This is a genomic window from Kaistia algarum (assembly GCF_026343945.1).
Taxonomy (GTDB): Bacteria; Pseudomonadota; Alphaproteobacteria; order Rhizobiales; family Kaistiaceae; genus Kaistia; species Kaistia algarum.
The window spans coordinates 498,617-518,442 of the sequence record NZ_JAPKNJ010000002.1; the positions used below are offsets into that span (position 1 = coordinate 498,617).

Genomic DNA, 19,826 nt, shown 5'->3' on the forward strand with positions numbered 1-19,826 from the left:
GGCCAGCCGGGTCGCTGAAGCGCGTCCGGCGTGCCATCGGAGGGACAGCAGCGCAGAACGCGGAAATAAAGCTGGCATCTCGAAAATTTGGTCGGAGTGGCCGGATTTGAACCGACGACCCCCTGTCCCCCAGACAGGTGCGCTACCAGGCTGCGCTACACTCCGATCCGTGCTCGTTCCGGTGCGTTGGAACGGCCCTGGTTGCCGCGTCGACGTCTGCGTCGGCGACGCGCCGCTGTTAGCATGATTGGCTTTGGCTTGTCACCGCCAAATCGCGTCGTCAGCGCGACTGATCGAGCAGGCGCTTGCATTCGAGCAGTTCGGCCAGCGTGGCTTGCAGCAATTCCCTGTCTTCGCGCGGCAGACCTGCCGGGGCGATGCCGGAACCATGGGACGACGCGGCCACGGAATGGGACTCGGCCACAGCCGCCTGCGGCACCTGCAGCTTTGGATCGCGCCTCTGCTCGGCCCGGGGCGGTCGGAACGGATCTTCCTCGGGCACGCTGACGCCGCCCCGATCGGGGGGCGGCGGGCTGGCGGCAATGAGCGGGGGCAGATAGGTCTCGAAATCGTCCGGCTCATCCGGCGGCGCGGCCGGAAAATTCGAAACATTCGGGGTCGGCTCGGGCGATGCCTTGACGGCGGGCGGCGCGCGATCGGCCGGACGTGGCTGCGCTGGTCGCGTCTCGAAGACCGGCTCGCGACGCTCGGCGCGCACGCTGGCACGATCCGGTGTCCCTGGCCGTGGCGAGCGCTCGTCCTTGCCCTGGGGTGCCTCGAAGATCGGCTCGTCGTCCTCTGCCACGACATCCGCCGGAACAGGATCCAGTCGACCATCCTTCGCGAAAGCGGCAACGTGGCGCAGGCCCTGCTCTTTCAGGATCCGCTGCACGCCCTTGATCGTATAGCCCTCGCCATAGAGCAGACGGCGGATACCGCGCAGAAGCTCCACGTCATCGGGCCGGTAATAGCGGCGGCCGCCGCCGCGCTTCATCGGCTTGATCTGCGTGAAGCGCGTTTCCCAGAAACGCAGGACGTGTTGCGGCAGGTCGAGTTCTTCGGCCACCTCGCTTATCGTCCGAAACGCATCGGGACCCTTCGACAAGGGCGAACCCTCCGCCATTCAGGAGCCGGCCGACAAAGCAGTTGCAGCTTTGCCGGAAGCCGCACTCAATCCTCCAGCTCCTCAGCCGAGCCGTTAGGAAGAAGCGTACCATTGATACGGTGCTTCAGCACATTGCTGGGCTTGAATACCATGACGCGGCGCGGAGAAATCGGCACTTCCTCGCCCGTCTTTGGATTGCGGCCGATGCGCTCGCCCTTGGAGCGGACAAGGAAAGAACCGAACGAGGAAAGCTTCACAGCCTCGCCGCGCACTATGCAATCACTGATTTCATCAAGAACCAGCTCCACGAGGTCAGCGGATTCCGTTCGCGACAGTCCAACCTTCTGATAGACCGCCTCGCAAAGATCGGCACGCGTAACCGTCTTGCCCGTCATGGCGTTAATTTCCAATCTGTTCCTTCGGCAATGCGTTCCCGGCCCCTTGAGGATGGAGCCTATTGTGAGACCCGGTGCCGGTCAACGACCTTGATCGTAAGACACGGTTTTGTCTCGCAATTCCCTACCAGCGCAGCAGGCTGGATCCCCAGGTGAAACCGCCGCCCATCGCTTCGAGAAGCACGAGGTCGCCGCGCTTGATGCGCCCGTCGTCGCGGGCAACCGAGAGCGCGAGCGGGATCGAGGCAGCCGAGGTGTTGCCGTGATCGGCCACCGTTCGCACAACCTTCTCGCTCGCAATCCCCAGTTTCCGCGCGCTGCCGTCGATGATGCGGATATTGGCCTGGTGCGGGACGAACCAGTCGATGTCGTCGGCGGAATAGCCGGTCGCGTGGAACGCATCCTCGATGACGTCGGTGATCATGCCGACGGCATATTTGAAGACCTCGCGGCCCTCCATGCGAAGATGGCCGACCGTACCGGTCGATGATGGCCCGCCATCGACATAGAGCTTTTCGCGGTGGCGGCCATCGGAGCGCAGATGTGTCGTCAGTACGCCGCGATCCTCGCGCGTGCCGCTTTCGACCGAGGCAGCGAGCACCACCGCGCCGGCGCCATCACCAAAGAGCACGCAGGTGGTGCGATCCGTCCAGTCGAGGATGCGCGAAAAGGTCTCGGCGCCGATCACGAGGATTCGCTTCGCCTGGCTGGCCCGGATGAAAGCATCGGCCGTCGACAGCCCATAGACGAAGCCGGAGCAGACCGCCTGCAGATCGAACGCCGCGCCGTGCTCCATGCCGAGCTTGCGCTGGACCGTGACGGCGGTCGAGGGAAAGGTGTCGTCGGGCGTTGCCGTAGCGACGATGATCAGGTCGATATCGCCGATCGTGAGCCCGGCATCGGCGAGTGCCGCCTTGGCCGCTGCCGTCGCGAGGTCAGACGTCAGCTCGCCCTCGGCGGCGATGTGCCGCGCCCGGATGCCGGTGCGCTGGACGATCCAGTCATCCGATGTTTCCACCATGGTGGACAGCTCGAGATTGGTAAGGCGTTTCTCGGGCAGATAGCCGCCACAACCCAGCACCACCGATCGTATGAAACTCACGACACACCTTCGTCCGCGGTCACGGTCACATCCCGCGCGAAGCTGGCGCGGTGATAGTCGCCGAGATCCTGTTCAATCTTGGCCAGGAGGCCGTTCTTCGCCATGCTGTAGCCGACTTCGATGGCATTCGCGAAGCCGACACCGTCCGTTCCGCCATGGCTCTTGATGACGATGCCATTCAGTCCGAGCAGCACGCCGCCATTGGAGGCGCGGGGATCGAGCTTGTGGCGAAGCTCGCGGAAGGCGCCGCGGGCCAGCAGATAGCCGAGACGCCCGAGCAGCGTGCGGCTCATCGCATCGCGCAGATAGGAACCGATCTGGCGGGCGGTTCCCTCGGCTGTCTTGAGCGCGATGTTGCCGGCGAAGGCCTCGGTCACGACGACGTCGACCGTGCCCCGGCCAATATCATCGCCCTCGACGAAGCCGACATATTCGAGCTGCTGGAGATTCGCTTCCTTGAGGAGTTGTCCCGCGACGCGAATCTCCTCAAGGCCCTTCATCTCTTCCACGCCGATATTGAGCAGGCCGACGGTCGGCCGTTCGACGTCGAGAAGCGCGCGCGCCATCGCGCCGCCCATCATGGCGAAGTCGATGAGTTGCTGGGCGTCGGCATTGATCGTCGCGCCGACATCGAGCACGACGCTCTCGCCGCGTATCGTCGGCCAGAGCGCCGCGAGCGCTGGCCGTTCGATGCCGGCCATGGTGCGCAGGCAGAATTTCGACATCGCCATCAGGGCGCCAGTATTGCCGGCCGATAGCGCGACGTCCGCATCGCCCTTCTTCACGGCTTCCAGCGCGCGCCACATGCTCGACTTCCAGCGCCCCTTGCGAAGGGCCTGGCTCGGCTTGTCGTCCATCTGGACGGTGATTTCGCAATGCGTGAAGGTCGAAGCGGCCTTCACCTTCGGATAGGCTTCCAGAAGCGGCAGGACGACCGCCGCCTCGCCGAAAAGATGGAAGAGGAGGTCCGGGCGCCGCACCAGGGCGATGTCCGATCCGGCGAGGACCGTCGACGGTCCATTGTCGCCGCCCATGGCGTCGATCGCGATTCTAACCATTCCGTCCCTTTACCGCGGCCCCGGCAGCGCCGTTCCGCAACTGGGCCCGACGACTCCGCCGCAAAATAGCGATTTCGCAGGATCGCACAAACTGGTTTCGGCAGACGCCGGGATTCATTTGTCCTTGAGGCGCGACAATGCCGCGAATGGCGAAGGCTGCCGCCCCGACTCGCTCGCCGCCGGGTCGTCGATCTTGGCGCCCTCGGCTCGCGGATAGGGATCGAGGGCGAGCACGAGTTGCTCGACCAATATCGGCCCCAGATCGAGTACGGGGCCGTTGAGATCTTCCGGCGGGTCGTCCTTGTCGAACTCGACGATCACCTCGGCCTCCGCGACCGTGCGGGGGGCCGCCGAGCGCGACCCTGGCGGAAGGAAGGTTAAGCGGAACGGCTCATCGATCACTTGCCGCACAGGTTCCAGCGTCACGACGCAGGCCTGCGACGCAGTCGCTCGCAAGCGCCCTTCGATCAGGACCCCATCCTTGGACCAACTCTCGATGCTCATCTGCGCATCCAGCCGTTCCAGGCCCACGATGCCGAGAAACGCCACGATCGCGTCCCGCTCGGCCGCGCTTGCCGAAGCGCTCTCCTGGATCGGATCGTTTCCGAGGCGTCGCGTGTCGAAGGGTCGGTGAAAATCAACGATATCTGCTGTCATGCCGCCGCCTGCCGTCCAGCCTCGCCGGGATCGGGAAACGCGATCCGCCCACCCAGAATGTCGTCTATCGGCAGTTCCGCAAGGGCGGCCGACGCAACGCGCACATACTGGGCGAGATGGGCTGCGTGCCCCTGACCGTCCGAACCGGGAAAGACGTTCCGCTCGATCGCTTCTGCCAGCCCCGCATCATCCGCCGCGTCGATTGCCGAATCATACGCACCAACCCGGCCGTAAAAGGACTCGGCCATCTTGTTGAGCTTCTTCGGCACGCCGAAATCGCCGACGCCCATTTCCCGCAAGTTCCGGTCCATGTCCGCTAGGAAGACATCGAACACGGCCTGGCCGATCTGGCGCTGGTCTTCGGTTGCCGACTTCAATCGATGCAGGAACAGGAATGCGTGCAGCACGATCATGTCGAAACGGCCATCGACCGTGTCCGGCACGCCAAAAACGCTATAGAGCGCCGGTTGACGCGCTTGCGCCACGATCGCGCCGTAAAGCGAATATGCAATGGATTCGTTGTTGCGCCGACGGGCGAACAGGCGTGGAAACATTCGGCCTCCAATTCGGACGGCCATCGAAGGCCGGGTTTCGCCGGCATCCGACGGTGGTTCCCAGAGCGGTACGAGGAACGTTGCCACGAGCCCTAGCGCAGGCTAGGGAGATTGCCAACCGGGGAATGGTTCAGGAGAGAGCAATGCTATTTGGCGTATCGGCCCGGAAGCCCGGCACCGGCGTGACGGCGCGACATGTCGGGGCCGGCATGCTGCTCCTTGCGGCTGTCACATCGCTTTCGGGATGCGGCTCCAACGGCATCATCAAGTCCAATGTCGTCGGCGGATTGAACGAGACCTACCATGCGGGCTTCGTCATGCCCGATAACGGCCTGGAGCAGATACCGATCGGCGCCAGCCGCGACCAGGTGCAGATCGTGCTCGGCTCGCCCTCGACGACAGCCGATTTCGGCGGCGAGGTCTGGTATTACATCAGCCAGACCCGTACGCGGAAGGTGCTCTTCGCCAACCAGAAGATCGTCGAACAGCGCGTTCTCGCCATCTATTTCGACAAGAAAAACAATATCGAGCGCATCGGGAATTACGGCCTGAAGGACGGCAAGGTCTTCGACTTCGTTTCGCAGACGACGCCGACCGGCGGCAAGGACCAGGGCTTCCTGGAGCAGATCCTCACCGGCGCCCTCAATGTCGGAAGCCCGCTCGGCGGCTGATCCGCCAGGGCATCGAGAAGAATCAGAAGGGCCGCCGGATCCATCCGGCGGCCCTTTTCTTTGCGACGAGGCGCCTCAGTGATGCGCCAGCACGGCCAGCAGCAACAGCGCGACGATATTGGTGATCTTGATCGCCGGATTGACCGCCGGACCCGCCGTATCCTTGTAGGGGTCGCCGACGGTATCGCCCGTCACCGACGCCTTGTGCGCGTCGGAGCCCTTGTAGTGGGTGACGCCGTTGGCATCGGTGAAGCCGTCTTCGAACGACTTTTTAGCATTGTCCCAGGCGCCGCCGCCCGAGGTCATCGAGATCGCGACGAAGAGGCCGGTGACGATAACGCCGAGCAGCATCGCGCCGACGGCCGAGAACGCCTCGCTCTTTCCCGCGATCCAGTAGATCACGAAATAGACGACGATCGGCGCCAGCACCGGCAGCAACGAGGGAACCACCATCTCGCGGATGGCGGCTTTGGTCAGGATGTCCACCGCCTTGCCATAGTCTGGCTTGTCGGTACCCGCCATGATCCCCGGCTTCTCCCGAAACTGGCGACGAACCTCCTCGACGATCGCGCCGGCCGCGCGGCCGACGGCCGTCATGGTGATGCCGCCGAAGATGTAGGGGATCAGGCCGCCCAGCAGCAGCCCGACCACGACATAGGGATTGGACAGCGTGAAGTCCGGTATGATGCCCTTGAAGTACTGGAACGCCGTCGCCCCCTCCTTGTTCGCCTCGGCGATGAAATAGGAGAGGTCGTAGTTGTAAGCGGCGAACAGCACGAGCGCGCCGAGGCCGGCCGAGCCAATGGCATAACCCTTGGTGACGGCCTTGGTCGTGTTGCCGACCGCATCGAGCGCATCCGTCGACTTGCGGACCTCCTTCGGCAGGCCTGCCATCTCGGCAATGCCGCCCGCATTGTCGGTGACCGGCCCGAAGGCGTCGAGCGCCACCACCATGCCGGCGAGGCCCAGCATGGTCGAGACGGCGATCGCCGTGCCGAACAGGCCGGCGAGCGAATAGGTCACGATGATGCCGAGGACGATGATGAGCGTCGGCACCGCCGTCGCCTCCAGAGAGACAGCCAGACCCTGGATGACGTTGGTGCCGTGGCCGGTGACGGAGGCCTGGCTGATGGAGCGGACCGGCCGATAGCCGATGCCGGTATAGTATTCCGTGATCCAGACGATGCCGCCGGTGACGGCGAGGCCGGCGAGACCGCAGAAGAACAGGTTGAGGCCGGTGATCGACGTGCCGCCGACCGTGCCGATCTCGCCCCAGCCGACGAGCAGCTGCGTTGCCACGGCAAGGCCGACGATCGACAGCAGCGCCGAGGCGATGAAGCCCTTATAGAGCGCGCCCATGATCGACTGGTTGGCGCCGAGCTTCACGAAGAACGTGCCGGCAATCGAGGTCAGGATGCACGCGGCGCCGATGCCGAGCGGATAGAGCATGATGTTCGGCAGGTTCGGCGAGCCGACGAAGAAGATCGCCGAGAGCACCATGGTAGCGACCAGCGTCACGGCATAGGTCTCGAACAGGTCGGCGGCCATGCCGGCGCAGTCGCCGACATTGTCGCCGACATTATCGGCGATCGTGGCGGGGTTGCGGGGATCATCCTCCGGAATGCCGGCCTCGACCTTGCCGACGAGATCGCCGCCGACGTCGGCGCCCTTGGTGAAGATGCCGCCGCCGAGGCGGGCGAAGATCGAAATCAGCGACGCGCCGAAGCCAAGCGCGACCATGGCGTCGATGACGGCGCGGTCATTCGGCGCATAGCCGGCGAAACCGGTCAGGATCCAGTAGTAGACGGCGACGCCGAGGAGGGCGAGGCCGGCGACCAGCATGCCGGTGATGGCGCCCGACTTGAAGGCGATCTCGAGCCCCTCACCGAGGCTCTTGGTCGCTGCCTGGGCCGTGCGCACATTGGCTCGCACCGAGACATTCATGCCCACGAAGCCGGCCAGCCCGGAGAGGATGGCGCCAATGGCAAAGCCGATCGCGACGGAGAGCGACAGAAGCAGCCAGATGATGATGAACATGACGACGCCGACGACGGTAATCGTCAGATATTGCCGCCTGAGATAGGCGCTCGCCCCCTCGCGAATCGCCGCGGCGATCTCCTGCATTCGCGCCGAGCCCGCATCCGCGGCGAGCACGGATCGCGTCGCCCATGCGCCATAGGCGAGTGCTATCAACGCACACAATATTATCAAATAGATCACGTCGTCGTTCCTCCAATTGCCGGTATCGGCACGCCAGTCGCGAGCGGCGCCGCGCCCCCCGGACGACGCGGCGGGAAAAGCAGCCGTCCTCCCGGCATTTCCCCGTTTTCCAAGTTGAGAACGCATTTCCGAATCGGTCAAGCGAATGCTGAATCGCGCCGAGTTTTGGGTTTGCAGATGCGCGCGAACTCCCGCTAATGTTGCAGAGCCTCGCTGGGACGGGGCACTTTCGTTCCAGTGGGGAAGAACATGCCCGCGATACGCTTTATGCTCGTCCTGCTCGCGGCGATGGCCTTCAGTGGCCCAGCGACAGCGGGTGTCGATGCCATTCCAAAGGAGGCCTGCGCCAACGGCGCTGGCTGCGTCGACGCCGAAGGCCGCCGTCCGCTTGGAAGCGGCGCCTGGACAGGAATGCCGATTCGGCCCGGACAGGACCCGCTTTCGCTCGATATCGCCGAACGCCGCATCACCGAACTCGACGCACAGATCGCCGAAATGCCGGGGGATGAGTTTCTGCGCGCTGAACGTGCCGGGATCCTTGCACCGCTTGGCCGCCTCGACCCAGCCCTTGCCGACTATGACGAGGCGATCCGGCTCAATCCGGCGATGCCGGAATTCTATGTCGGCCGCGCGCTGGCCCGCTGGGACGCTGGCAAACTCGAGGGAGCGGCGGAAGATCTCGGCGCGCTCATCAAGATCAACCCACTGAATGCCTGGGCCTATCGCAATCGCGGCGATCTCTGGCGCCAGCTCGGCAGAAGGGGCGCCGCGTTCAAGGACTATACCGCTGCGATCGAAATCGAGCCGCGGGACAGGGACAGCTATTTCGGGCGAGGCAATCTGCAGTTCGAGGCCGGGTCTTTCGAAGCGGCCATCGCCGACTACACGGAAGCCATCCGGACGAACAGCTCCGACCCTGTCGCCTACTATAATCGCGCTCTCGCCTATAAGCGGCTGGACCGATTCGACGATGCCCGACTCGACGCAGACGCCGCGGTACGTCTCCTTCCCACTGCCGCCGATACACTCGATCTGCGTGCAGCTATCGCCAGCGACCAGAAGGACTTCGCCGCTGCCATCCGCGACGGCGAGACCTTGCGAGCCTTGGGGAACGAGGCACTCGGCCTTTACAATTTGGGCGTCGCCAACTACCGGAACGGCGCTGCCGGAACCGCTGTCGAGATGTTGTTGAAGGTCCGGGACCTAGGGTTCGATCGGTTCGATCTCGACGGTTATATCGGTCTCTCGCTGCGAGACGTCCGCCGGCTAGAAGAGGCCGTGACGGCGTTCGACCGGGCGGTGGCGGCGGACCCCTCCTATTCAGATTTCATTCGTTGGCGCGGCGAGACGAAGTATGACCTCGGAAAATACGATGAAGCTCTCGCCGACTTCGACCAGTTCATCCTTGCCGATCCGTCGAACCCCGAGGCCTTCATTCGCCGGGGCACCGCCCTCCGCCGCCTCAATCAATTCGACACGGCAATGGACGCTTTCGACACCGCCATCGCTCTGGATCCGAGTTCGGTCGGTGCCATCGTGGGGCGCGCCCGCACAATGGTTATCCTGGATCGCAATGCAGATGCCGTTCGGGACTTCGACGCGGCCCTGGCGCTCACGCCTGACGATGCCGCTATCCAGTATGAGCGCGCCGTCGCTCTGGACTTTCTTGATGACAAACCCGAAGCAATGGCCGGCTATAATAGGGTGCTCGAACTCAACCCGGATTTCGTCGCGGCCCTTGCCGACCGCTGTGACCTGAAGGGCCGTCTCGGCGAGGCCAAATCGGGACTTGTCGATTGCGAGCAGGCGCTTCGACGGGATCCGCGAAACTTCAGTGCCCTGCGAGCTCGCGCCGATATTCGGGTTCGACAGGATGAATTCGCCGCCGCCATTCAGGACTACAGCGCCGCTCTTAGCGTGACGCTGGATCCGTCAACCTTGGTGGACCGCTGCAAGGCCTATCGCGAAGCCGATGAACTCAGACTGTCCCTGGCCGATTGCACATGGGCCATCTGGCTGAACCCCCGCGAAGCGGACAGCTATACGCAACGCGGACGAACGCTGCTGTGGCTCGACCGCTATCGCGAAGCGATTTCGGACTTCGACCGCTCGCTCGCGATCAACCCAGACGACTCATGGACAAACTATCATCGGGCTCGGGCTCTTGACCTGCTTGGCGATCAGAAAGCTGCGCTTGCTGCCTTTGACCGAGCCATTGCGCTGAACCCAAAACCAGCATCGCCCTATGCCCTTCGCTGCAACTTGCGTGCAAGGCTAGGCGAGACCGACACGGCGATTTCAGACTGCGATCGCGCACTCGAAATAGACCCGAAATCCACGACGGCGCTGGATTCTCGTGGGCAAATCCTCGCCACCGAGCGGCGATATGATGAAGCTATACGGGATTTTACATCTGTCATCGACATCAAAGGTGGCGGACCCGCTTATCTGGCCCGTTGCGACGCCTACCAACAGAAAGGAGATCTCGAAAGCGCGCGCGCTGACTGTCGCAACGCCCTCGAGATTGATCCGAACGACGCAACCGCTCACGAGACGATGGCGGACGTCCTAGTGAAACTCGGTCTTTATAGCTCGGCGACTGATGAATACCGCCTGGCCATTGAGCTCGACCCCGACAACGCGGATCTGTATGTCGCGCGGGCCCATGCCTTCATCAAGACCGGTCGGCCGGAGATGGCGGTCGATGACGCAATGGAAGCCATCAAAATTGATCCGAATAACGCAACCGCCCACAACAATCTGGGTGCTGCGCTTGAGCAACTCGACAGAATCGATGAGGCGTTTGAAGAGTACGAAAGAGCTATCAAACTTGACCCTGGCGACTCCTTGCCGCTCATGAACCGTTCCGATGTTTATCGAAAGCGTGGAGAGCTTGACCTTGCCCTTGTCGATCTCGATCATGCGATCGGCATGGACTCCGACAATACAGACCTTCTCTTGTCGCGGGCATGGGTTTTCAGACTCAAAGATCAGTTTCAGCAGGCACTCGCAGACACTGACCGCGCCATAGCTATCGACGGGAACAATTCATGGGCCTACTTCGAACGCGGAGCCTCGCTCGAAGGTCTAGAGAGACCGGACGACGCTGCGGTCGCTTATGATCGAGCCATTGAGATCGATCCCGACTATGTGGCTGCACTTCGCAATCGCGGCAATCTCCGCGGCCGTCTCGGAGATCTCCCAGCGGCGTTGGCTGATCTAGACCTAGCAATAGCCAAGGATCCCGAAGATGGGACGGCCTACGCATTCCGCTGTTGGGCGCGATTCAGTGCATATCGTCACACCGAGGCGCTTGCTGACTGCGAGCATGCCATCACAATTGATCCAAATAACGCGGAGGCCCAATATGGCCGCGCGCTGACGCTGCTCAGCCTCGACCAATTCGAAGAAGCTTATGCCAGTGTTGACGATGCCATCCGGCTTGATCCCAATGCTCCTCAGCCCCGACTGCTGCGGTTGGTCTTGAGCATAATTATGGCGGACTGGACCACTGCCGGCTTCGACGCCATCCACCTCTTGACCGTCCGGACGGGAAATGTGGGGAAGGGCTGACCCCTGCCCCTACCCCGCCCGTCGCGACCCGATCAGTGTCGTCCATGCCAGCGCCGCGAGGCAGAGGATGGCGACGGGGAAGACAATCGAGTTGATGAAGCTCCAGCCGGGTCCGTTGATGAGCAGGCCGGCTGCGAGCGAGCTCAAGGCCGATGTGGTGAAGACGAGGAAATCGTTGAGGCCCTGCACCTTGCCCTTTTCCTGCGGCAGGTAGGTTTCGGTCAGCATGGCAGTCGCGCCCATGAAGCCGAAGTTCCAGCCGATTCCGAGAAGCACCAGCGCGCCCCAGAAATGCGTCAGCGACAGCCCGGTCATCGACACGACCGCGCAGGCGGAGAGCAGCGCCATGCCGGCGATGACGATCCTGTCCTTGCCGAACCGCGCGATCAGCCGGCCGGTGAAGAAGCTCGGCGCGAACATGGCGAGCACGTGCCACTGGATGCCGAGCGCCGCGTCGTCCTGCGTGAGGCCACAGCCGACCATGGCGAGCGGCGCGGCGGTCATGACGAGGCTCATCAGCGCATAGGACGACATCGCGCAGAGCACGGCGGCGACGAAACGCGGCTGGCGCGCGATCTCCCGGAGCGAGCGTGCTTCCGCCGGAACTTCGGTGACCGGGCCTTTAGCCGGCTGCAGGTCCACGAGGCGGGACGTCACCAGCGCATTGCCAAGCGAAAGCGCTGCGATGGCGAGGAACGCGCCGGCAAAGGGGATCGGCGCGAACCAGTCCCTCGTGAAGATCGCCGTCTGAGGACCGACGATCGCGGCGAGCACGCCGCCGCCCATGACGAGGCCAAGCGCCTTGCCGCGCACCACTTCGCTGCCGCCATCCACCGCCGCGAAGCGATATTGCTGTACAAAGGCGGCGGAGCAGCCGACCAGCAGGCATCCGAACGTGAACAGGATGAAGGAGCTTTGCAGGATCGCGAGACAGGTGACGATACCGCCGATCACCGCCGGCAGCGATCCGGCCATGAATCCGTAGCGCCGGCCGATCTTCGCCATCAACGCCGCGGCCGGTAAGGTCGCCAGCGCGGAACCGACGGTCAGCGCCGTGACCGGCACGGTGGCGAGGGACTTGTCGGTGGCGAGCAGATAGGATCCGGCGAGACCGGCGAGCGCGACGGCGATAGGCATGAGCGATCCGCCAAAGGCCGTCGCGACGGTCAGCACGATCGCATTGCGGCGGACCGTCTTGTCGACATCGGCCATCGCCTCGCCCCCTGAAACCGGCGCGGCAGTGCTTTCGGTCACGATCGGTGGCCCCCTTCAGAAATGGTCGTGCGATGCGCGGGAAAGCTGGATCGGCTTCCCATCGGCGTCGACGGCGACCGGCGACCCCTCGCCTTCCTCGATGCGGCCGATCACGGTGAGCGGCACGCCCGCGACGATGGCTTCGGCGTGGAAGGCTTCCAGCCGCTCGGGCGGCACAGCGGCCAGGATTTCATAGTCGTCGCCGCCTGTCAGGACGCTGGTGATCTCGGCGGCGTCTCTTGCGAGGACCGCGCTGGCCGCCGGCGATAGCGGCACCAGAGCGGTGTCGACCACGGCCGTGACCTTCGAGGCGCACGTCATGTGGCTGAGGTCGCCCATCAGCCCATCGGAGACGTCGAGCGCCGCATGGGCATGGCGGCGGATCGCCCCGGCAAGCGCTGTGCGCGGCTGCGGGTGCAGATAGCGATCGAAGAGATGCTCGGCACCCTGCTCCGGCGGATCGATGGTGCCAAGCCTCAGTCGAAGCCCGAGCGCCGCATCGCCGATCGTGCCGGAAACGACGATCGCGTCGCCAGGCCGCGCCCCGCTGCGGCGGACCATGCCGCCGCGCGGTACCGATCCGATGGCGGTGATCGACAGCGTCAGCCCACCCGCCGCACGCACCGTGTCGCCCCCCAGCAGCGCGATGCCGTAGCGCGCCTGATCTTCGCCAAGCGCCGCGGAGAATGCCTCCATCCAATCGACTGTCCAGTCGGAAGGAAGCGCCAGGCCGAGCAGGTATCCGATCGGCTCCGCGCCTTTGGCGGCAAGGTCCGAGAGGTTGACGCGCAGGGCCTTTCTCGCGATCGAGGCAGGTGGATCGTCGGCGAAGAAATGGATGCCGGCCGCGACCATATCCTTGGTGAGAACAAGGTCATTGCCCGGCTCGGGGGAGAAGGATGCCGCGTCGTCGGTCAGCCCGAAGGCGGCCGGATCGTCGGCGAGCGGTCGCAGGAAGCGCGCGATCAGCTCGAACTCGCCGGGCCGCGCCTCGCTGACCGCCATGATCAGCCGCGCTCGGCCGTGGGCGAACTCTCGAATTCGTCCGGCCGCAACCGACGGGCCGCCGTATCGAGAACACCGTTGACCATGCGGACTTCGTCGCCAAGGCCGAAGAAGGCCCGCGCGACGTCGACATATTCGGTGATGATCACGCGGGCCGGTACATCCTTGCGGCCCACCAGTTCATACGTCCCACAGCGCAATATGGCGCGCAATGTCACATCGATGCGCGTCAGCGGCCAGTCGGAGGTAAGCGACGTATGGATCGCCGGATCGAGGTTGCGCTGCTCGCGCACCACCCCGGCGATAATGTCACGGAAAAAGGCGGCGTCGGCATCGCGGTACTGGTCGCCGTCGAGTTCCTTGCCAAGGCGCAGATTCTCGAATTCGGCGACGACTTCGGTCAAGGACGCGCCGCCGACGTCCAGCTGATAGAGCGCCTGTACGGCAGCGAGGCGCGCCGCGCCCCGCTGGTTGGCAGGTCGGGTGGCGCGCTCGACAGGCGCGCGGTCGCCGGTCACGTCAGAGACCGAATTTCTTGCGCAGCTGAATCATGGCAAGCGCAGCCTCGGCCGCCGCCCCGCCCTTATTCTTTTCGGCGACGCGGGCGCGCGCATAGGCCTGCGCATCGTTCTCGACGGTCAGGATGCCGTTGCCGACGGCTAGCGCCTCGATAACCGCCATATCCATGATCGCGCGAGCGGATTCACCGGCGACGATGTCGTAATGCGTAGTCTCGCCACGGATGACGCAGCCGAGCAGGACGAAGCCGTCATATTCGGCCTCGCCATCTTCCATGGCGGCGAGCGCCATCGACATGGCAGCGGGAATCTCCAGCACGCCCGGAACCGAAATGCGCTCGAAGGTAGCCCCGGCCTTCTCGATGGCCAGCCGGGCGCCAAGGAACAGCTCGTCGGAGATGTCTTCATAGAAGCGCGAATCGATGACGAGTAGATGCGGGGCGTCGCTCATGGCGGGACTCTTTTCGAACGGAATGGGCCGCAGGTGAACCACGCACGCCCGGCCCTGTAAAGGAAAAAGACGGATCGCCTCAGGCGGCTTCCGTCAGCCGCGCGACGTAGCGGGCCATCTGGTCGACTTCGAGATGGACAGGATCGCCAACCTTGCGTGTTCCCCAGGTTGTGACGTCCTCGGTCAGCGTATGCGGGATGAGGAGCACCGAGAAGCGGTCGCCCTCGACCCAGTTCACGGTCAGCGACGTGCCATCGAGGGCCACGGAGCCCTTGGTAGCGATGAATTTCGCGAGACGATGGGGCGCCTCGAAAACGAAGCGCGTCGTCTCGCCGAGGTCCTCGCGCGAAACGATGGTGGCGATGCCGTCGACATGTCCGGAGACCATATGGCCGCCGAGCTCATCGCCGAGCTTCAGCGAACGCTCCAGATTGATGCGCTTGCCCGGCTCCCAATGGCCGACATCGGTCAGATCCAGCGTCTCCGGTGCGGCCTCGACATCGAAGCGCACCCGTCCATCCGGCTGCGGATCGAGCGAGATCACGGTCAGGCAAACCCCAGCGCAGGCGATCGAAGCGCCGATGGCGATCGTCGACGCGTCATAGGCGCTGTCGATGGTTATGCGGTTGACGTCGTTGCGGCGCTCCACTGCGGTGACACGCCCGACATCGGTGATGATTCCGGTGAACATTGCTCAGTTCTTTCTTTCAAAGCGAACCATACGGTCCTCGCCGAGAAGGGCCTCGTCAACGATGCGGTAGCGCGGATTGCGGTCGATCGTCGAAAGGGCGCCGCCGGCGAGTGCGCGCACGCCATCCGGCCCGATGATGACCGGTGCGCGATAGAGCACGACGGCGTCGGCAAAGCTCTGCGAGACGAGCGATGCCGCGACGCGCGCTCCACCCTCGACGAGAAGATTGTTGATGCCGCGTTCGCCAAGGGTCCGCAACGCCGCTGAAAGGTCGAGGCCGCCCGAGCCGCCGCCGATCTCGACCACTTCGGCACCCGCGCCCCGAAGCGCCGCGCATCGCCCGGGATCGGTGCCCTCGCGCACGAAGATCGAGAGCGGGATCTCGCGCGCCGTCGCGACCAGCGCACTCCCCACCGGAAGACGAGCCTCGCTATCGAGCACGACGCGGGTCGGCGACATGCGCGCGAGGCCCGGGACGCGCACGACGAGGCGCGGATCATTGGCGATCGCGGTCCCGATGCCGATCATCGAGGCGTCGGCTTCGATCCGCAGGCGCTGCAGGTGTTCGAACGCCTGAGGCCCTGACACCAGCATCCGCTCGCCGCTCTTCCGCCCGATCATCCCGTCCGCCGAGACGGCGAGCTTCAGCGTCACATGTGGACGCCCTGCCGTCACGCGCATCACGAAGCCGGCATGATCGCGCCGGGCCTCCTCGCCAAGGACGCCTGCCGTTACCTCAATTCCCGCCTCACGCAGGCAAGCGAAGCCAGCTCGTGTATGGCCAGGGCGAGGATCCTCCAGAGCGGCGACAACGCGTGAAATGCCAGCGCCTATAATGGCTTGGGTTTCAGACGAACCATCTTGATGGCGCAGCGCCGGCTCCAGGGTCGTGTAGAGCGTTGCCCCGCGCGCGGCCTCGCCGCTGCCGGCAAGAGCGAACGCCACGGCGTGACCTGAGCCGCCCTCGGCGGTTACGCCGCGTCCCACGACGACAGGTGCGCTGTCATCAAAGCGCACGACAAGCGCCCCGACCGATGGTGCCGGATGGGTGCGGCCGAGTTGGCGCCGGCCAAGCCGAAGCGCCGCCGCCATTAGCCGACGGTCCATTTCCGGATCGACGGCGAGCTTCTCGTCCTTCACCATTGCCGTCCCCTGCCGACCGGTTGGAAGCCCTGCCAGAGCAGCGACCCCGGCGGTCTCTAGACCTTGCCTTCGGCCGCTTCCGTGGCGGACAGTTCGTCGAGCACGGCGGAGAAGTCCTTGGCCTCGCGGAAGTTGCGATAGACCGAAGCGAACCGGACATAGGCGACGTCGTCGAGGCCTTTCAACCCTTCCATGACGAGAACACCCACCTGCTCGGACGGGATTTCATTCTCACCAAGGCTTTCGAGCTGCCGCACGACACCATTAACCATGCGCTCGATGCGATCGGGATCCACGGCGCGCTTGCGGAGCGCCACCTGAACCGAGCGCATCAGCTTGTCACGGTCGAAAGCAACGCGCCGTCCGCTCTTCTTGACGACGACGAGCTCGCGAAGCTGGATCCGCTCGAAGGTCGTGAACCGGCCGCCGCAATCGGCACAGACCCGGCGCCGCCGGATGGACGTATTGTCCTCCGACGGGCGAGAGTCCTTCACCTGGGTATCGTCGCTTCCGCAATAGGGGCAGCGCATGGCGGCCCCCGCTCAAGCGTAGATCGGGAAGCGAGCCGTCAGGGCGTGCACACGCTCCTTGACCGACGCCTCAACCAGCGGCGCCGAACCATCCTCCGACTGCGACACCGCGCCGAGCACCTCGGCGATCAGCCGCCCGACTTCCTGGAATTCGGCAACGCCGAAACCACGCGTCGTCGCCGCAGGCGTGCCGAGGCGGATGCCCGAGGTCACGAACGGCTTCTCCGGATCATAGGGAATGCCGTTCTTGTTGCAGGTCAGGCCGGCACGGACGAGTGCCTTCTCCGAGACGTTGCCCTTGACGTGCTTGGGACGAAGATCGACCAGCATCAGATGGTTGTCGGTGCCGCCCGAGACGATGTCGAAGCCTGAGCCCTTCAGCGTTTCCGCAAGCGCGCGAGCATTTTCGACGACGTTCTTCGCGTAAATCTTGAAGTCGGGACGCAGCGCCTCGCCGAACGCCACCGCCTTGGCAGCGATGACATGCATCAGCGGACCGCCCTGCAGGCCCGGGAAGACCGCCGAATTGATCTTCTTCGCGATCGCCTCGTCATTGGTCAGGATGAGGCCGCCGCGCGGACCCCGAAGCGACTTATGTGTCGTCGAGGTGACGACATGAGCATGCGGCAGTGGCGAAGGATGCTGGCCGCCCGCCACGAGGCCGGCGAAATGCGCCATGTCGACCATGAGATAGGCGCCGACAGAATCCGCAATCTCGCGGAAGCGGCGGAAATCCCAGATCCGCGAATAGGCGGTACCGCCGGCAATGATGAGCTTTGGCTTCTCGCGCTCGGCAATGGCCGCGATCTCTTCATAATCGAGAAGCTGGTCCTCGCGGCGGACGCCATAGGGCGCGACCTTGAACCATTTGCCCGACATGTTGACGGAGGAACCATGGGTCAAATGGCCGCCGGCCGAAAGGTCGAGCCCCATGAAGGTGTCTCCCGGCTGCAGCAGCGCCAGGAAGACGGCCTGGTTCATCTGGCTGCCGGAATTCGGCTGCACATTGGCGAACGCGCAGCCGAACAGCTTCTTGGCCCGCTCGATCGCCAGCGTCTCGGCGATGTCGACGAACTCGCAACCGCCATAGTAGCGCTTGCCCGGATAGCCTTCCGCATATTTGTTGGTCATCACCGAGCCCTGCGCCTCGAGCACGGCGCGGGAGACGATGTTCTCCGATGCGATCAGCTCGATCTCGTGCTGCTGGCGACCGAGTTCCTTCGCGATCGCATCGGCAATCTCCGGATCGGAGTCTGCGAGGCTACGGTTGAAGAAAGCGTTGGTCGGCGAGGCGCTCGGCGCGCTATGCGTCACGGACATGGGGCATCCATCCTTTTGGGGGAGCCGGGCTCACGAAAGCTCAGACTCGGCACCTCGGCGGAGTACCACATATGGTGACCCCGCGCCAAGAAAGCACGAGGCATAAAGGAGGCCTGCGGCGATGAAGCCGCCGCCGGGCCTCACCTGTTCCTATTGCTGGAGCGCGACCTGATCGGCGCTGTCGCGATTATAGATATCGTTGCGGAAATACACGCCACCGTCCGACGTCGCCCAAGCCGTGATGTACTGGAGATAGACCGGCATTTCGGGTTTCAGATTGACGTCGACCTGTTCGCCGCTCTTGAAGATCTCATCGATCCGAGAGCGCGGAAATTCCGGATTGTCCCTAAGCAGCCAGCCGATGACCTGACGGATGTTCTGGACGCGGATGCAACCTGATGAATCGAAGCGCTGTTCGTTGCCGAAAATATCCTTGAGCGGGGTGTCATGCATATACACCTGCTCGTCATTGTGGAACGAGATGCGCACAGTTCCGAGCGAATTGAAATCGCCCGGATCCTGCCGGAACATGTAACCCTTGGTGGCCTGATCCGTGGTCCAGTCGATCGAGGTCGGCGGCACTTCGACGCCGGATGCGTCGTAGATCCGGATGTGCTTCTTGGTCAGGTAGTCCGGACTCTTCTGCATCAGCGGGATCAGATCCTTGCGGATGATCGAGGCCGGCACCGTCCAATTCGGGTTGAAGCTGATGCGATAGATCTTCGAGGCCAGGATCGGCGTCTCGCGGTCGATCTTGCCGACCACGGCGGTATGGCGGGATACGACGCGGCCGCTTTCGACCACTTCGATCGAGGCCGCCGGAATGTTGACCATCACGAAGCGGTCACCCAGCGGGCCGGACATCGACCGGATGCGCACCAGATTGGTCTGAAGCTGCGCGAGACGGAACGTTGCCGGCACGTTCATCATGCTGATCGTCGAGCCACCCGCTACACCGTCCGCCGGCAGGCCATGCCGCGCCTGGAACCGGCGCACAGAGGCATCGACATAGGAATCGAAGGTCTCGGAACTGGGAACGCCGGGCGCAAGATCACCGCTTATGGCGAGGCGCTGGCGCAGCACCACGACATTGGGATCCTTCATACCGAGAGAGAGCTTCTTGTCCGGCGGGATCACCGGCCAGCCGCCACGGGCGACGATGTCGGAATATTGCGCGATAGCCACCTCGATGGCCGCGGCGGTTGCAGGCGAGAGAATGGGTTCCGACGTACGAACGGAAGCGGCGCCGCTCGATGCGGCATCGAAACCGTCGGACCAGGAGCCCGACTTGCTTTGCAGCATCTGCATGACAGGATCGTCGCTACCGGCGGCAAAAGCCGCCGTCGAGGCAAAGGCGCTGGCCGCGACGCCGCCAAGCAGTGCACGGATCACGCCGCGCCGCGATATTCCGCGCTCAAGAGGAGAAGTCTGGTTCGATCCGGTCATCGCGCTTCTGATCCGCACTTCTGTTGTTGCATCCGCAGGGGCAATCGCCCCAAGGGCCGCCATCATTTGCTAGTCACCGCGAAAACCCTGAATGAAACCACTCCTCCCACGGCTTCATCGGCTCTCGAGATGA

Annotated in this window: 18 protein-coding genes and 1 tRNA gene; 2 read left to right on the forward strand and 17 right to left on the reverse strand. The window is 64.0% G+C overall.

All coding sequences use genetic code 11. From position 1 onward, the window contains the following. Positions 1–88: 88 nt before the first annotated feature. From OSH05_RS15650 to OSH05_RS15680, 7 genes are all read right to left on the reverse strand, one after another. Positions 89–165: transfer RNA gene (locus OSH05_RS15650), tRNA-Pro, on the reverse strand. Positions 166–280: 115 nt separating this feature from the next. Then, positions 281–1,105, reverse strand: a complete 825-nt coding sequence (locus tag OSH05_RS15655) for a MerR family transcriptional regulator (protein ID WP_266352567.1) — start codon at positions 1,103–1,105, stop codon at positions 281–283. Between the two features lie 65 nt (positions 1,106–1,170). Continuing rightward, positions 1,171–1,515: an integration host factor subunit alpha gene (locus OSH05_RS15660; protein WP_266352569.1), complete on the reverse strand. Its 345-nt coding sequence runs from the start codon at positions 1,513–1,515 to the stop codon at positions 1,171–1,173. Between the two features lie 109 nt (positions 1,516–1,624). Beyond that, complete coding sequence (locus tag OSH05_RS15665; RefSeq protein ID WP_104219010.1) at positions 1,625–2,602, reverse strand: beta-ketoacyl-ACP synthase III; 978 nt, start codon at positions 2,600–2,602, stop codon at positions 1,625–1,627. Next, entirely contained in the window at positions 2,599–3,660 is a 1,062-nt protein-coding gene (plsX, locus tag OSH05_RS15670) for a phosphate acyltransferase PlsX (RefSeq protein WP_104219011.1), read from the reverse strand. Before plsX ends, OSH05_RS15665 begins: the two co-directional genes overlap by 4 nt. Before the next feature lie 114 nt (positions 3,661–3,774). Next, positions 3,775–4,317: a YceD family protein gene (locus OSH05_RS15675; RefSeq protein WP_104219012.1), complete on the reverse strand. Its 543-nt coding sequence runs from the start codon at positions 4,315–4,317 to the stop codon at positions 3,775–3,777. Then, positions 4,314–4,871, reverse strand: a complete 558-nt coding sequence (locus OSH05_RS15680) for a ubiquinol-cytochrome C chaperone family protein (RefSeq protein WP_104219013.1) — start codon at positions 4,869–4,871, stop codon at positions 4,314–4,316. Before OSH05_RS15680 ends, OSH05_RS15675 begins: the two co-directional genes overlap by 4 nt. A 143-nt stretch (positions 4,872–5,014) precedes the next feature. Here OSH05_RS15680 and OSH05_RS15685 point away from each other — a divergent pair, with 143 nt between their 5' ends. Next, positions 5,015–5,542, forward strand: coding sequence for an outer membrane protein assembly factor BamE (locus OSH05_RS15685; RefSeq protein ID WP_266352570.1), 528 nt, complete (start codon positions 5,015–5,017; stop codon positions 5,540–5,542). A 75-nt stretch (positions 5,543–5,617) separates the two neighbouring features. Here OSH05_RS15685 and OSH05_RS15690 read toward each other — a convergent pair whose 3' ends face one another. Further along, on the reverse strand, positions 5,618–7,762 hold the full coding sequence (locus tag OSH05_RS15690) for a sodium-translocating pyrophosphatase (protein ID WP_104219014.1): 2,145 nt from the start codon (positions 7,760–7,762) through the stop codon (positions 5,618–5,620). Positions 7,763–8,011: 249 nt separating this feature from the next. Here OSH05_RS15690 and OSH05_RS15695 point away from each other — a divergent pair, with 249 nt between their 5' ends. Continuing rightward, positions 8,012–11,335 (forward strand): tetratricopeptide repeat protein, encoded by a 3,324-nt coding sequence (locus tag OSH05_RS15695; RefSeq protein ID WP_104219015.1) that lies wholly within the window; start codon positions 8,012–8,014, stop codon positions 11,333–11,335. Between the two features lie 9 nt (positions 11,336–11,344). Here OSH05_RS15695 and OSH05_RS15700 read toward each other — a convergent pair whose 3' ends face one another. The 9 genes from OSH05_RS15700 to OSH05_RS15740 all read right to left on the reverse strand — a co-directional run bounded on the left by OSH05_RS15700 (position 11,345) and on the right by OSH05_RS15740 (position 19,693). After that, positions 11,345–12,589, reverse strand: a complete 1,245-nt coding sequence (locus OSH05_RS15700; protein WP_323181459.1) for an MFS transporter — start codon at positions 12,587–12,589, stop codon at positions 11,345–11,347. Positions 12,590–12,604: 15 nt separating this feature from the next. Then, positions 12,605–13,594 (reverse strand): thiamine-phosphate kinase, encoded by a 990-nt coding sequence (thiL, locus tag OSH05_RS15705; protein WP_104219017.1) that lies wholly within the window; start codon positions 13,592–13,594, stop codon positions 12,605–12,607. Between the two features lie 2 nt (positions 13,595–13,596). After that, a complete protein-coding gene (gene nusB, locus OSH05_RS15710) occupies positions 13,597–14,112 on the reverse strand; it encodes a transcription antitermination factor NusB (protein ID WP_104219018.1) in 516 nt (171 codons plus the stop codon). Between the two features lies 1 nt (position 14,113). Then, a complete protein-coding gene (ribH, locus tag OSH05_RS15715; protein ID WP_104219019.1) occupies positions 14,114–14,563 on the reverse strand; it encodes a 6,7-dimethyl-8-ribityllumazine synthase in 450 nt (149 codons plus the stop codon). 79 nt (positions 14,564–14,642) lie between these two features. After that, positions 14,643–15,254, reverse strand: a complete 612-nt coding sequence (locus OSH05_RS15720) for a riboflavin synthase (protein ID WP_104219020.1) — start codon at positions 15,252–15,254, stop codon at positions 14,643–14,645. Between the two features lie 3 nt (positions 15,255–15,257). Then, the gene (gene ribD / locus OSH05_RS15725) at positions 15,258–16,397 is read right to left on the reverse strand and encodes a bifunctional diaminohydroxyphosphoribosylaminopyrimidine deaminase/5-amino-6-(5-phosphoribosylamino)uracil reductase RibD (RefSeq protein WP_104219021.1); all 1,140 of its coding nucleotides are present in this window, start codon (positions 16,395–16,397) and stop codon (positions 15,258–15,260) included. Between the two features lie 56 nt (positions 16,398–16,453). Continuing rightward, the gene (gene nrdR / locus OSH05_RS15730) at positions 16,454–16,927 is read right to left on the reverse strand and encodes a transcriptional regulator NrdR (RefSeq protein WP_104219022.1); all 474 of its coding nucleotides are present in this window, start codon (positions 16,925–16,927) and stop codon (positions 16,454–16,456) included. A gap of 12 nt (positions 16,928–16,939) precedes the next feature. Then, entirely contained in the window at positions 16,940–18,247 is a 1,308-nt protein-coding gene (gene glyA, locus OSH05_RS15735; protein WP_407660399.1) for a serine hydroxymethyltransferase, read from the reverse strand. Positions 18,248–18,397: 150 nt separating this feature from the next. Beyond that, on the reverse strand, positions 18,398–19,693 hold the full coding sequence (locus OSH05_RS15740; RefSeq protein ID WP_104219023.1) for a L,D-transpeptidase family protein: 1,296 nt from the start codon (positions 19,691–19,693) through the stop codon (positions 18,398–18,400). Positions 19,694–19,826 lie beyond the last annotated feature (133 nt).

What these genes read in the sequence shown, in the direction of transcription:
- OSH05_RS15685 (WP_266352570.1), top strand. Translation starts at nt 5,015, where the DNA reads ATGCTATTTGGCGTATCGGCCCGGAAGCCCGGCACCGGCGTGACGGCG.
- OSH05_RS15675 (WP_104219012.1), bottom strand. Translation starts at nt 4,317, where the DNA reads ATGACAGCAGATATCGTTGATTTTCACCGACCCTTCGACACGCGACGC.
- glyA (WP_407660399.1), bottom strand. Translation starts at nt 18,247, where the DNA reads ATGTCCGTGACGCATAGCGCGCCGAGCGCCTCGCCGACCAACGCTTTC.
- OSH05_RS15740 (WP_104219023.1), bottom strand. Translation starts at nt 19,693, where the DNA reads ATGACCGGATCGAACCAGACTTCTCCTCTTGAGCGCGGAATATCGCGG.
- nrdR (WP_104219022.1), bottom strand. Translation starts at nt 16,927, where the DNA reads ATGCGCTGCCCCTATTGCGGAAGCGACGATACCCAGGTGAAGGACTCT.
- OSH05_RS15695 (WP_104219015.1), top strand. Translation starts at nt 8,012, where the DNA reads ATGCCCGCGATACGCTTTATGCTCGTCCTGCTCGCGGCGATGGCCTTC.
- thiL (WP_104219017.1), bottom strand. Translation starts at nt 13,594, where the DNA reads ATGGCGGTCAGCGAGGCGCGGCCCGGCGAGTTCGAGCTGATCGCGCGC.
- ribH (WP_104219019.1), bottom strand. Translation starts at nt 14,563, where the DNA reads ATGAGCGACGCCCCGCATCTACTCGTCATCGATTCGCGCTTCTATGAA.
- OSH05_RS15680 (WP_104219013.1), bottom strand. Translation starts at nt 4,871, where the DNA reads ATGTTTCCACGCCTGTTCGCCCGTCGGCGCAACAACGAATCCATTGCA.
- ribD (WP_104219021.1), bottom strand. Translation starts at nt 16,397, where the DNA reads ATGGTGAAGGACGAGAAGCTCGCCGTCGATCCGGAAATGGACCGTCGG.
- OSH05_RS15720 (WP_104219020.1), bottom strand. Translation starts at nt 15,254, where the DNA reads ATGTTCACCGGAATCATCACCGATGTCGGGCGTGTCACCGCAGTGGAG.
- plsX (WP_104219011.1), bottom strand. Translation starts at nt 3,660, where the DNA reads ATGGTTAGAATCGCGATCGACGCCATGGGCGGCGACAATGGACCGTCG.